This window comes from Paraburkholderia sp. HP33-1, assembly GCF_021390595.1.
GTDB lineage: Bacteria > Pseudomonadota > Gammaproteobacteria > Burkholderiales > Burkholderiaceae > Paraburkholderia.
The window spans coordinates 746,088-759,287 of the sequence record NZ_JAJEJR010000001.1 but is presented as its reverse complement, the minus strand read 5'-3'; the positions used below and the strand labels follow the sequence as shown (position 1 = coordinate 759,287).

At 64.5% G+C, this 13,200-nt stretch carries 10 protein-coding genes; 4 read left to right on the top strand and 6 right to left on the bottom strand.

All coding sequences use genetic code 11. The features are described 5' to 3' along the window. Positions 1-59: 59 nt before the first annotated feature. The 4 genes from waaA to L0U81_RS03430 form a co-directional block, all read right to left on the bottom strand. Positions 60-1,370, bottom strand: coding sequence for a lipid IV(A) 3-deoxy-D-manno-octulosonic acid transferase (waaA, locus tag L0U81_RS03445; protein WP_233800189.1), 1,311 nt, complete (start codon positions 1,368-1,370; stop codon positions 60-62). A 97-nt stretch (positions 1,371-1,467) separates the two neighbouring features. Continuing rightward, a complete protein-coding gene (locus tag L0U81_RS03440; protein WP_233800188.1) occupies positions 1,468-2,352 on the bottom strand; it encodes a Kdo hydroxylase family protein in 885 nt (294 codons plus the stop codon). A gap of 79 nt (positions 2,353-2,431) precedes the next feature. Further along, on the bottom strand, positions 2,432-3,373 hold the full coding sequence (gene waaC / locus L0U81_RS03435) for a lipopolysaccharide heptosyltransferase I (protein ID WP_233804193.1): 942 nt from the start codon (positions 3,371-3,373) through the stop codon (positions 2,432-2,434). Between the two features lie 235 nt (positions 3,374-3,608). After that, positions 3,609-5,003 carry a phosphomannomutase/phosphoglucomutase gene (locus tag L0U81_RS03430; protein WP_233800187.1) on the bottom strand — a complete coding sequence of 465 codons (1,395 nt, stop codon included), beginning with the start codon at positions 5,001-5,003 and terminating at the stop codon, positions 3,609-3,611. A 329-nt stretch (positions 5,004-5,332) separates the two neighbouring features. On the opposite strand from L0U81_RS03430, the gene L0U81_RS03425 reads away from it, so the two are divergent. From L0U81_RS03425 to galE, 4 genes are all read left to right on the top strand, one after another. After that, entirely contained in the window at positions 5,333-6,595 is a 1,263-nt protein-coding gene (locus L0U81_RS03425; protein WP_233800186.1) for an oligosaccharide flippase family protein, read from the top strand. Continuing rightward, positions 6,592-7,422 (top strand): glycosyltransferase, encoded by an 831-nt coding sequence (locus L0U81_RS03420; protein WP_233800185.1) that lies wholly within the window; start codon positions 6,592-6,594, stop codon positions 7,420-7,422. Before L0U81_RS03425 ends, L0U81_RS03420 begins: the two co-directional genes overlap by 4 nt. A gap of 75 nt (positions 7,423-7,497) precedes the next feature. Further along, positions 7,498-8,646 (top strand): glycosyltransferase family 4 protein, encoded by a 1,149-nt coding sequence (locus tag L0U81_RS03415; RefSeq protein ID WP_233800184.1) that lies wholly within the window; start codon positions 7,498-7,500, stop codon positions 8,644-8,646. A gap of 12 nt (positions 8,647-8,658) precedes the next feature. Then, positions 8,659-9,681, top strand: a complete 1,023-nt coding sequence (galE, locus tag L0U81_RS03410) for a UDP-glucose 4-epimerase GalE (protein ID WP_233800183.1) — start codon at positions 8,659-8,661, stop codon at positions 9,679-9,681. Positions 9,682-9,765: 84 nt separating this feature from the next. On the opposite strand, the gene L0U81_RS03405 is transcribed toward galE, so the two are convergent. Further along, a complete protein-coding gene (locus L0U81_RS03405; protein WP_233800182.1) occupies positions 9,766-11,307 on the bottom strand; it encodes a hypothetical protein in 1,542 nt (513 codons plus the stop codon). A gap of 126 nt (positions 11,308-11,433) precedes the next feature. Continuing rightward, on the bottom strand, positions 11,434-13,002 hold the full coding sequence (locus tag L0U81_RS03400; protein ID WP_233800181.1) for a methyl-accepting chemotaxis protein: 1,569 nt from the start codon (positions 13,000-13,002) through the stop codon (positions 11,434-11,436). Positions 13,003-13,200 lie beyond the last annotated feature (198 nt).

Below are 13,200 nucleotides of genomic sequence, written 5' to 3'. Positions count from 1 at the left end.
GGACCCAGTGGCTCACCGCGACTGGTTCACGGAAGAAGCGCGACGCCCCCCACCCAGCCCTACTCCGGCAACAACGCCGCCAACACATCCACCGTCCTCGCCGTCGCCCCGCGATGTCTTGCCGCGAACGCGGCAGCCGCACCCCCCATCGCAAGCCGCCGTGCCTTGTCGCCAAACAGCTCGCGCAGCGCGCGCGCCAGATCGGCCGGGTCCTGCACCTGCACGGCGGCACCCGCCGCGACCGCATCGGCGGTGGCTTGTGTGAAGTTGAACACGTGCGGTCCGATCAGCACTGGCACCCCGACCGCACACGCTTCAATCAGATTCTGTCCGCCGAGCGGCAACAGACTGCCGCCGATAAACGCAAGATCCGACGCCGCATAGTAAGCGCCCAACTCGCCCATCGAATCGCCGAGCAACACGTTCACGTCGTGCGGTAACGGCGACACGCTGCCTGCGCCACTCGCCGCCGACGCGACCTTCGCATCAGGCGCCCAGTTCGATCGACGTTCGAGCCGCAACCCCGCCTTCTCGACGAGCATCGCAACTTCATTGAAGCGTTGCGGATGACGCGGCACCAGAATCAGCAGCGCATCGTCGACGCCAAGCGCCGCGAACGCTTCGAGGACGAGCGCCTCTTCGCCCTCGCGCGTGCTCGCCGCCACCCACACGGGCCGCGCGCCGATCGCCGCACGCCACGCATGGCCGCGCGCCGCCAGTTCGGGCGGCGTACTCATGTCGAACTTCAGATTGCCAAGCACCGCGACGTTGCGCGCGCCGAGCGCGGTCAACCTCTCGGCATCGGACGGACTCTGCGCGAGCACGCGCGCGAAGCCGCCGAACACATCCTTCGTTGCGCCACCGAACTTTGCCGCCCGCTTATACGAACGCGCCGACATCCGCGCGTTGGTCAGCACGAGCGGCACATCGGCGCGCCGGCACTCGTCGATCAGAGTCGGCCACACTTCGGTTTCCATCACGAGACCGAGCGACGGCCGCCACGCGCGCAAAAAGCGCCGCACCGCGTGCGGCATGTCATACGGTAGATAACTGCGCAGCACACGCTCGCCGAAAATCTCGATACCGGTCGCGCGGCCGCTCGGCGTCATGTGCGTGAGCAGAATCCGCGCGTCGGGGCGCGCCTTCATCAACGCATCGATCAGCGGCTGCGCGGCGCGCGTCTCGCCGACCGACACCGCATGCACCCACATCAACGGCGCGCCGTCTTCGGGCAAGCGACCGCGCGAGTAACCGAAGCGCTCGCCGATATGCTCGCGATAGCCGCGCTCCTTGCGCGAACGAATCAAAAGACGCAGCACGGCAAGCGGCGCGATGAGCCACCAGAGCGCGCGATAGATCGCTCTTAGCATCGGCGCTCCGCGTGGTTCGCCTGCCTCGGCAAGCTGAGGGCACGCATGCGCGCGATGCTGGCCGGCACTGGCCCGGCGTTCGGATCAACCGCCGCGCTCAAACCAGCGCCCTGCCCTTCAGGCGCTCGAGAATACCGAGCGGCGCGCATTCCGGTTGCGCCATCGCCTTGACCGGCAGGAAGAAAGTCTGCTCCAGCATGAACTGACCGGACATCACCGCGTGCGAGGTCTGGTCGGAGAAGCACACCCACACGCTGCCCGGCGGAAACGGCATGGTCTCCTGCGGGCTCGTCTTCTGATAGTCGAGGTCGGCCTTCATGCCGTCGTGCAGACTGAGCATCAGGTGGTCGTACTCGCTGCGCAGCGACTTCGTCACATGCAGCAGATTCAGCAGCCACGCGGTGCCCGGCATCTGTGGCTTGATGCGCGGCAGGAACCGTTGCGCCATGTCCTCGAACGGCTCGCCGACGCGCCACACGCGCGGTACGCCATTCGGGTTCACGTTGGTGAACACGCGCAGGATGCGCTCGCCGTAGTTCGGCCGCGACGGAAACGCGTCGACATGCAGACGGCTATCGTCCTTGCGCCACGAGGTTTCGCGGGTCTCGACCTGATGCAGCCGCAGGCTCGTCGGCGCGACACGCAGCTTGCCGTGGTATTCGGGAAAGAGCCCGTCGACGAGCGTGCGCGCATTCGCCTGATAACGCGCGATCAACGCGCGCACCGCCGACTGCGTGACCGCATCGCCGGCCACGCCATGCAACGCGCCGCCATTCGGCTCGAGGCTGATGTTCTTGCGGTTCGGATCGGCGAGCGCGGGGTCGAGCAGCGCCTGCTCGCCGCCGTCGATCGCGAAGCGCAGGTTCGGGAAGTACAGCACCTTGCCGCGCTCGACGCCGGCGAGCAGCGTCTCGCGCGGCACGGACAGGTTGGAGCCGTGCCAGTCGGCGTTCGCTACTTCGATGATCTGGGTTTCGTTCATGGTCGCCCTTGGGAACGGAGGGTGCGCAAGGCGAAGCGCACCGGCGGGTTACAGCAGGTGCTGAGACTGCCGGCCCCGGTTACAGCAGGCCGAATGCGGCCAGCGCCGACTTGACCTGCTGCAAAGTGGGCGGCTGCCCGGCCGCGCCGAGATTGACGACGTTCGGCGACCAGTAGCCGCCGGTGCGCCACGCGGTGGAGAAATTGTACAACTCGACCGTGGGCCGCTTCAGTGCCGCGGCGATGTGAACCAGACCTGTATCAACCCCGACCGTCGCGGCCGCGCCGTCGATCAGCCCGACCACGGCCGGCAGCGACAGCTTCGGCGGCACGATCGCGGCCGCGCCGAACTCCTTCGCGAGCCGCTCGCTGGTCGCGCGCTCGGCGTCGCTGCCCCATGGCAGGACGATCGACGCGCCACGCCGCACGAGCGATTGCCCGAGTTCGATCCACGCGGCATCGGGCCACTGCTTGTCGGCGCGCGAAGTCGCGTGCACGAACACCACGTAGGGCACCGGCAGGTTCAGATTCGACTGCGACAGCGCCAGCGCGGCGCGCCCCGTGTCGAGACCGAAGTCGATGTCGTCGGTGGGTTGCGGCGGCGGATCATTCAGCGCAGCGGCCACCAGTTGCCGCGTGCGTTCGACCACATGCGTGCGCGGCGCGATCGGCACGCGCCGCCCGTAGAAAAAGCGCACCGGCCATTCGTAGCCGGCACCGTCGGTGCGGTTGCCGAGGCCGACGAGCGGACCGCGCGCCATGCTCGCGACCCACGCCGTCTTGATGAGCCCCTGACAGTCGATCACCAGATCGTAGTGCTCGGCGGCGAGCGCGCGACGAAACGCGCCGATCTCGCGCCAGTTGTCGACGGACAGGATGCGCTTGCGCCAGCGCCGCAGCGACACGGGAATCGCGCGCCGCACGCCGGTCACGAGTTCCACGAGCCCGACGAAGCTTTCCTCGACGAGCCAGTCGATCTGCGCATCGGGATGGCGGCGCCGGATGTCGGCGATTGCGGGCATGTTGTGAACGACGTCGCCCAGCGACGACACCCTCACGATCAGTATCTTTTGCGCGCTCAAGAGTGGGGAAACCGGCTATCCGGCTCGAAGATGCGTTAAGAGGACCGCAATTCTAGCGCGTCATCTGTGAAACGCATGAAAAACGCGGCGCGGTAAGGCAACCCGCGCCGCGTTCGACGGTGGTGACGCTTCGACCCGTCTGAACGAGGTTCGAAGCGCGCCGCCGCATCAGCCGTCAGAACGGCAGTTTCGCATCGGCCTTCTCGGCGAGAATCACGCGGCGGAAGTCTTCCTGGATGCGCTTGAGCGCCGCGTCGTCGTCGGCTTCGAAACGCATCACGACGACGGGCGTCGTGTTCGACGAACGCGCGAGGCCAAAGCCGTCCGGATACTCGACGCGCAGGCCGTCGATCTTGACGACGTTATCCGCGCCGGTGAACTTCGCGTTCTGCTGCAAACGCGCGATCAGCTCGAAGTTCTCGCCTTCTTCGAGCTTCAGTTGCAGCTCGGGCGTGGAGTGCGAGTTCGGCAGCGAGTTCAGCAGCTTGCTCGGGTCTGCGACACGCGTGAGGATTTCAAGCAGACGCGCGCCGGTGTACAGGCCGTCGTCGAAACCGTACCAGCGGTCCTTGAAGAACACGTGGCCGCTCATTTCGCCGGCGAGCGGGGCACCGGTTTCGCGCAGCTTCGCCTTCACGAGCGAGTGGCCGGTCTTCCACATCAGCGGCTCGCCGCCCTTGTCCTTGACCCACTTCGCGAGATTGCGCGTGCACTTCACGTCGTAAATGATCTGCGCGCCCTTGTTGCGCGACAGCACTTCTTCGGCGAACAGCATCAGCTGACGGTCCGGGTAGATGATCTGGCCATCTTTGGTGACGACGCCGAGGCGGTCGCCGTCGCCGTCGAACGCGAAGCCGATTTCCGCATCCGTTTCCTTCAGCGCGCGAATCACGTCCTGGAGGTTCTCCGGGTGCGCCGGATCCGGGTGGTGATTCGGGAAGTTGCCGTCGACTTCGGTGAACAGTTCGACGAGTTCGCAGCCGAGCTTCCTGAACAGCTTCGGCGCGAGCGCACCGGCCACGCCGTTGCCGGTATCGACTACGATCTTGATCGGGCGCGCGAGCTTCACGTCGCTCGTGATGCGCTCCAGATACGCGTCGGCGATGTCGTACTCCGTGTACGAGCCGCTGCCCTGCGTGAAGTTTTCGTCGACGATGCGCTGATGCAGCGCGAGAATCTGCTCGCCGTAAATGGCCGCGCCGCGCAGCACCATCTTGAAGCCGTTGTAGTCCGGCGGATTGTGGCTACCGGTCACGACGATGCAGGAATCGACGCGGCGCTCGCCGCCCGCGAGTTTCAACGGCACGCTCGCCGCGAAGTATCCAACCGGCGTGGGCACCATGCCCACGTTGACCACATCGACGCCGGCCGCACGCAGACCCTCGGACAGCGCCTCGATCAGCTCGGGACCCGACAGGCGCCCGTCGCGCGCGACCACGACCGCGTCGCCGCCCTGCGCGCGCACTTCGCTGCCGAACGCGCGACCGATGGAACGCGCGGCGTCGGCGTCAAGCGTCTTGCCAATGACGCCACGAATGTCATACGCCTTGAAAATGGATTTGGAGATCATGTTGGCTCACTTGCGTGCAATGGAAAATTTTGACCTGGGCATCGACGATAACCGGTAAAAATCGCGTAAAAAATCGCACAAAAAAACCGCGGTAATGCTCGCGTTAAAAATGCGTGGTATACGCCTCGATGCGCCCTTGCCGGAAGCGGTCCGGTTCCAACTTATAATTGCGTTCTTCTGACCAGCCTGAGTACCGCCATTCTAATGCTTAGACGCCCTCCTTTAGCAAAGTTGCCGAGGCCGCCGGCCGGGCGGGCAAACGCGCATGGCACCGCATACCTGGCCGCGCGAGGCGGCCTGTGCGACGCGCAGCGGCGAACGGCCAACGGATGCTGACGCTCAAGCGCTTCGCCAATCCGGACGTCTCGCGCGCGTTGACGAACATCGTCTGGCTGGGGCTCGAGCGGCTCACGCAGATCGCCGTCGCGATCGTGATCAGCGGCATGCTCGCGCGCTACTTCGGGCCCGATACATTCGGCAAATGGCAGTACGCAAACACGCTGCTGCTGGTGCTCTCGCCCATCACGTGGGTCTGCGGCGCGGAAATCCTCGTACCGACCATCGTCAACCGGCTGCCCGAACAACTCGGCACCGTGCTCGGCAGCGCCTTTGCGCTGCGCTTTTCCGTATCGGCCGTGGCGCTGCTGCTCACGTGGCTCGGGATTGCACTGCATCTGTTCGAGCCGCTCGTCGGCGCGATGCTCGCGGGCCTCGCGGTGACGATGCTGTTTCGCGAGCCGTTCGTCGGTGTGATCAACGCGTGGCTACAGAGCATGACCTACAGCAAGCCGCAATTGCTCACGAGCATGAGCACCGCGGTGATCAAGGCCGGCCTCGTCTATCTGCTGGTGCGCGCGATGGCCACGCCCGCGCGCTTCGGCTGGCTGTGGGCGCTCGAATCGGCGGCGATCGGCGCGGTGCTGTTGCTCTACTTCATGCGTCACCATGGCGGCAAGCTCGGCTGGCATCTCGACCGAACGCTCTTCAGGCATTTCGCGAGTGCGGGCACCGTGTTCTGGCTCGGACTCATCTGTATGTACCTGTTCCTGAAACTGGACCGGCTGATGCTCGAACGCGCAATTTCGTTCGCCGACCTCGGACGCTATTCGGCCGCCCAGCAGTTGAACGAGAACTGGATCACGCTTGCGCTGATGCTCGCGCAAACCATCGCGCCGGCCTTCGTCTATCGTGTCCAGGGCATCGCGCAACTGCGCCGTAACATGTGGCGGCTCACCGCGCTGACCGCCGTGCTGATGTTGGGCGGCGCGCTGGTGCTCGATCTGCTTGCGGGCTTCATCATCCGCCACGTGTTCGGGCCGGATTTCGAAGGCGCGATCGACATCTTCCGCTGGGCCGTGTGGCTCTCCGTGCCGGCCGGTATCGAGGCGATCGGCAATCTGGTCGTCCTCAAGTATCAGGCCAAATTCGTGTTGCTCGCGAAGTGGCTGCTCGCGCTCGCCGTCGCGTTCGCGGTCAATCTGCTCGCGATCCCGCGACTCGGCGCATATGGCGCGCTCGTGGGTCTCGCGGCCGGTTATCTGGCGGCCGCGTCGGTCAATCTTTATTACATCCGTTTCAAATTGCGCCCATGACGAATCTATCCGCCACCGCGCAAACCACGCTCGACGACGTCGCGGTGCTGATGCCTGCCTACAACGGCCAGGCCGACGTCGATTCTACGCTCGCGTCGTTCGAGGAAAGTGCGCTGGTGCACGTACTGATCGTCGATGACGGCAGCACGCCGCCGATCGTCGCGCCCACGCTGCCGAACCTGAAGATCGAAGTGCTGCGCATGGCGCAGAACAGCGGCATCGAGCGCGCACTGCAAACCGGCATCGACGCGCTCGCGCAGCGCGGCTTTCGCTATGCGGCGCGGATCGACGCGGGAGATCGCGCGGTGCCGCGGCGGCTCGCGAAGCAGCGCGCATTCTTGCAAGCGCATCCTCATGTGGCGGGCCTCGGCATGTGGACCCAGGTCGTCACCCGTGCGGGCGAACCGCTTTTCATGCTGAGCCCGCCGGCCGAGCCGAACGCGATCCGGCGCCAGCGCTTTTTCCGCTCATGCCTCGCGCATCCGTCGATGATGCTGCGTATCGATGCCGTGCGCACGGTGGGCAACTATCGCGCCGAGTATCGTTCGGCGGAAGACCTCGATCTGTTCGTACGTCTGATGGAACGCTACGACTGCGCGAATCTGCCGGAACTCGGCCTGTATTACGAGCTGAACGAAGGCGGTATCAGCGCGACGAAGCGACGCCAGCAGATCGGCTCGACGCTGCGTTTGCAGTTGCGCTACTTCAACGTGGCCAATCCCTACGACTGGTTGGGCCTCGCGAAGAATCTGCTACATCTGATCCTGCCTTATCGCGCCTTGCAGCGGGTCAAGCGCGCGCTGCTCACGCCGCGCGCGAGCCGCTGAGTTGCGCTGCGTGTGTGCGCTGTCGCTGCATTCATATCTCGTCCACACTTCATTCAACGTCCTGCCCTTCTTCGCATGAAGCCCTCTTTCAAGTCGACGCCCGCGCTGCGCGTTACACTCGTCTGCAACACAGCCTGGGCAATCTATACGTATCGGCAAGGGCTGATCCGCATGCTGGTCGGTCGCGGCGTCGACGTGACGGTGCTCGCGCCGCGCGATCGCACGTTCGAGCTGCTCGCCGCGATGGGCTGCCGCTGCATCGAGCTGCCGGTCGCGTCGAAGGGCACGAGTCCGGGCGAGGATCTGCGCACGCTCGTCGCGCTCTACCGGCAGTACAGAACCATCCGTCCGCACGTCGTGTTTCACTACACGATCAAGCCGAACATCTACGGCTCGATCGCGGCGAAGCTGGCTGGCGTGCAGTCGGTTGCCGTTACGACGGGACTCGGCTACGTGTTCATCCAGCACAGCCGCGCCGCGCAGATCGCCAAAAGGCTGTATCGTTTCGCGTTCCGCTTTCCGCGCGAAGTGTGGTTCCTGAATCGCGACGATCAGACCGCGTTCATCGACGGCAAGCTGCTCGCGCATCCCGAGCGCGCGCGGCTGTTGCACGGCGAGGGCGTCGATCTCGAGCAGTTCGGGTTCACGCCGCTGCGCGAGCGCGCGGAGTTTCGTTTCGTGCTGATCGGGCGGTTGCTGTGGGACAAAGGCGTCGGCGAATATGTCGAGGCCGCGCGGCAGTTGCGCGCGCGCTTTCCGCAGGCACGCTTCCAGCTGCTCGGGCCGGTCGGCGTCGACAATCCGAGCGCGATCACGCGCGACGAAGTCGCCGCGTGGGAACAGGAAGGCGTGATCGAGTATCTGGGCGAAGCGCACGACGTGCGGCCGTTCATCGCCGATGCCGATTGCGTGGTGCTGCCGTCGTATCGCGAAGGCGTGCCGCGCACGCTGATGGAAGCGTCGGCGATGGGCCGGCCGATCGTCGCGACCGACGTGCCCGGCTGCCGCGAAGTGGTGGCCGACGGCGTCAATGGTTTGTTGTGTGAAGCGCGCAATGCGGCGAGCCTCGCCGCGAGCCTCGCGCGCATGCTCGACATGAGCATCGCAGAGCGGCGCGCGATGGCGGAACGCGGCCGACAGAAAGTCGCGACCGAATTCGACGAACGCATGGTCGTCGAAACCTATAAAGACCTGGTGCAAAAAATCACGGGAGTTTTACTTTAACGGAGCAACAGCATGACCACGAAGGGCACGATTCTGGTTACGGGCGGCGCGGGTTTCATCGGCTCGCACACCTGCGTCGAACTGCTGAACGGCGGCTACGACGTCGTGGTGATCGACAACCTCGTGAACAGCAAGCGCGAATCGCTGCGGCGGGTCGAGAAAATCACCGGCCGTGCACTCACCTTCTACGACAACGATGCGCGCGACGCCGCGGCACTGCAGCGGATTTTCGACGCGCATCCGATCACCGGTGCGATCCACTTCGCGGCGCTGAAGGCGGTGGGCGAATCGGTCGCGAAGCCGATCGAGTACTACGCCAACAACGTCGGCAGCCTGCTGACGCTGCTCGGCGTGATGCGCGACCGCAATGTCAGGCAGTTCGTGTTCAGCTCATCGGCAACGGTGTACGGCGTGCCGAAAAGCTCGCCGATCGACGAATCGTTCCCGCTCTCGGCGACCAATCCGTATGGCCAGTCGAAGCTGATCGCCGAGCAGGTCCTGCGCGATCTCGAAGTGTCGGACCCGTCGTGGCGCATCGCGACACTGCGCTACTTCAATCCGGTCGGCGCGCATGAGAGCGGTCTGATCGGCGAAGATCCGGCCGGCATTCCGAACAATCTGATGCCGTACGTCGCGCAGGTCGCGGTCGGCAAGCTCGCCAGGCTGCGCGTGTTCGGCGGCGACTATGAGACGCCCGACGGCACCGGCGTGCGCGACTACATCCACGTGGTCGATCTCGCGCGCGGGCATCTCGCCGCGCTCGACGCGCTCGTCAGGCGCGATGCGAGCTTCGTCGTCAATCTCGGCACGGGTCAAGGCTATAGCGTGCTCGACGTGGTGCGCTCGTTCGAGCAGGCATCGGGCAGGCCGGTGCCATATGAGATCGTCGCGCGCCGCCCTGGCGACATCGCGCAGTGTTTCGCGGATCCGGGCGCGGCCGAGAAAATCATCGGTTGGCGCGCGCAGTTCGGCATCGAACGGATGTGTGCGGACCATTGGCGCTGGCAGTCGATGAATCCGCAGGGGTTTGCTTAAGGTAGCAGCGAAGCTGCGACCGGCCCGACGCATCCGTGAGATGCGTCGGGCCGGCCATCCATGACCCAGCCGTTGCCGACAGCATCACTTCACGGATTCGCGCGGATAAAAATACAGGCCGGCAACGTTCACCGCGCCGGTCATACCATCCTTCGGCACCGCCGACACCAGAAAACGCCTGTGGGCGCTTTGGACCACATCCGCAGCGCAACGCGCCGATCGAGCGAACACAAGCTGCCAGTTCTGCGCGATGCAAAACGGCAAGCTGCCCTGGCGCTTCGCATAGGCCTCCACGCCGACCAGCGTAGACCAAAGCTGCTCCCAATTCGCGGAGCCGTCGAGATCGAGGACGACGGGAGTGCCGCTGGCGCCTAGCTTGCCGATCGCAACGTAAGCTGCGGGAATCTGCGGATCGTTATATTGGGAAATGTTTTCAGGAGGTTGATGAATCCTGATCGCAGTGAAAGCAGCGACAGCCACGCATACGATGACTGCGGCCGGCACGGTCGCGACCACCATGTTGTCGAGCAAGCGCTTCACCAGCAGCGTCAGCGCAAGAGCCGGTACTGCGTAGTAGAAGATACCGACGTAGGTCAACGACAAGTCGTCGACTCCGAAAACGGAATAAAAGAGGAAGGCGAGCGTCGCACTGGCCAGCGCCAATGCCAAGGCCCGCTCCGGCGCGACACGGCCTTCGCCGTCCCGCGCGGGATTGTTGGTCGCGAGGATCGCGCATGCTGCGGCACCGAAGAGAATCCCAAAGATTCCGTTACTCCAGAAAAGACCGACAAAGCGCACGGCATCCCCTGGACGATTCGGCTTATGAGCGTGCCCAAAGGCAGCATAGTCAGCAAGCGGTCCGGGAAAATGAAGGGCTGTCTGAATGGCGAGGGGGAGCAGAAAGAGCGCCACGATCGCCAACGCGACAGCGATCGTGCGAATATTCTCCGCGAGATAGTCGCGACCTAACAGCCAGGTGCCTTTGACTTTCGACCTACCGTGGACCCCGGTATTGGCGACGAGCGCGCACACCAGCATGATCGCGGTCATGCCGAGAAAGGACGCGTGGCCATTCAGAAGGAATCCAAGGCTTACGGCAAGCAGCAGCAGTCCGTCGCTACGCCCCATGATCAATGCGGCGATGGACACCGTGAATGCCGCGAAGGCGAAGTAATAAAGATGCGGAAACCACGGACCCGCAAATGCCTGGTAGTTGATGTACGCGGTGACGCCGACAAATAGCGCCGTCGTCGTCACGGCACCCGCGAGCGAGCCAAGCATCCTGCGCAAAAGCGCCCCGATCGCCACGATCCAGAAAGCGGAAAGCAGCACGACAGCATAGATCTGGCCAGAAAACGGCGATGCGACCCAGTGCGTCAGATCGAAAAACGCGACCTCTCCCGCGGCGAGCACGTAGAGAAACGCAGGGCCAGGATGATTGAAGCCGACGCGCGAATAATGGCCGACGAGCAGCTTTAGATGCCTGGCATCGGCTATCAGCACGGAGTTCGCCGCAAAATCTCCGACTTCATGCAACGGCACGGACCCAAAGGTCTGTCCAAACATGATGATGAAAAGCGCGACGCAAATCGTCGCGATGAAGAACGCCGCCGACCCTTTCAGCATGAAGTACCCGTTTTCGTTTCTTATCCAACGCGTTGCCGCGATTGGACGCTGTCCTCAGTCCGGAAAACAGGATTCTAAGTGAGCCGTCGGTGCGGCATGCACCGGCTCCGGCACATTTTTCGGCGCTCAAGCCAACGCAGGCGACGTCCCTTCGAGACGAAACACTGAAATCGCATCCTTCAGGATGATGGCCTGCTCCTCCAGCGACTTCGCGGCTGCCGCCGCCTGCTCGACGAGCGCTGCGTTGTGCTGCGTGACCTCGTCGATCTGCGACACCGCCTTGTTGACCTGCTCGATGCCGTCGCTCTGCTCGAGCGCCGACGCCTCGATCTCGCTCATCACGCCGGTCACGCGCTCGACCGCTTTCATCGCTTCCTGAATCGTCTTCTGCGCATCCGACACCAGCGACGCGCCCTCCTCGACCTTCGCGGCCGATTCGCCGATCAGCTCCTTGATCTCCTTGGCCGCCGCGCCCGAGCGCTGCGCGAGGCTGCGCACTTCCGAGGCGACCACCGCGAAGCCGCGCCCCTGCTCGCCCGCGCGCGCCGCCTCGACGGCCGCGTTCAGCGCGAGGATGTTGGTCTGGAACGCGATCCCTTCGATCATGCCGATGATCTCGGTCACCTTGCGCGACGAATCGCTGATGCCGTCCATCGTCTCCGTCACGCGCGACACTACCTTGCCGCCTCGCGTGACCGTATCGAGCGCGCCGTGCGCGAGGCGATTCGCCTGCTTCGCGTTGTCGGCGTTCTGCTTCACGGTCGCCGACAACTGCTCCATGCTCGCCGCGGTCTGCTGCAGCGCGGCCGCCTGCTGCTCGGTGCGCGCCGACAGATCGGCATTGCCCGACGCGATCTCGTTCGCGCCCTGGGTAATCGCGGTCGTGCTGCCGCGCACCTTGCCGACCGTTTCGACAAGGCCGTCGCGCATCCGCGTCAGCGCGCCGAGCAGCTGGCCCATCTCGTTGCGTGATTTCACCTTGATCGCGCCGCTCAGGTCGCCGGCGGCGATGCGCTCGAAGTGCTTGACCGTCGCGTTGACCGGCTTGATCAACGCCGACGACAACGCGACGCGCGCCCCCACGGCGATCACGAGCGCGATCACCGCGATCGCGCCGAACAGCGCCGTCGCAAGCTGGAAGCGTTGCGCGCCGGTCGCGGTCTGCTGATGCTGATTGTCCATCTGCGCTTTTTCGAGCGCGTCGATCGCTTTCGAGTAGGACGCGTAGAGGCTGTTCGCGGTATCGCCCTGGATATTGCGGAACGTGTTGAAGTCGTAATCGGTCAATGCCTTGAATTCCGGCTCGATCGCCTTGTCGACGAGCGCCGTGCGCGCGTCGCCGACGCTCTGCGCGAGCTTGCGCTCGGCCTCACTCTCGAACGGGCCGGCCATGTAGTTGCGGAAGTCGTTGTTCGAATCGACCAGCACCTTGTGCGCGCCCGGCAGCAGATCGTCGGTCTGCTTGCCGATGCTGAACAGCGTCTGATAGGTGCCCAATGCAAGCTGCACCTGCAGAAGTTTCTCGGAACTCGCCTTCAGATGCGACAGCGCTGCGGCACTGCGCTGCGTGTCGTCGAGGCTGCCGTTGGCGAGCTTCAGCGCGCCGTAACCGACAGCGATCACCGTCAGAAGGAAAGCGACAAATACGCTGATCACGAGCGTCAGTCCGCCGCGAATTGTGATGTTATTTAGCATTGGGTCTCCGGAACCTCTTTGTCACGCGCGACTTACACTTCGTCGCATCCTGGTTTACGGTCGCGACGGGCGCGCGCCGCATAGGGGGAATCCATGAGAAGCGAGCGCCCACGGGCCTTTGCGGGCGGCTTCGGTCTCGCTATCTGGGATTTGCGCTCTCGCGCATGAAAGCCTGGGACCTCTGGCGCGCACCGGACG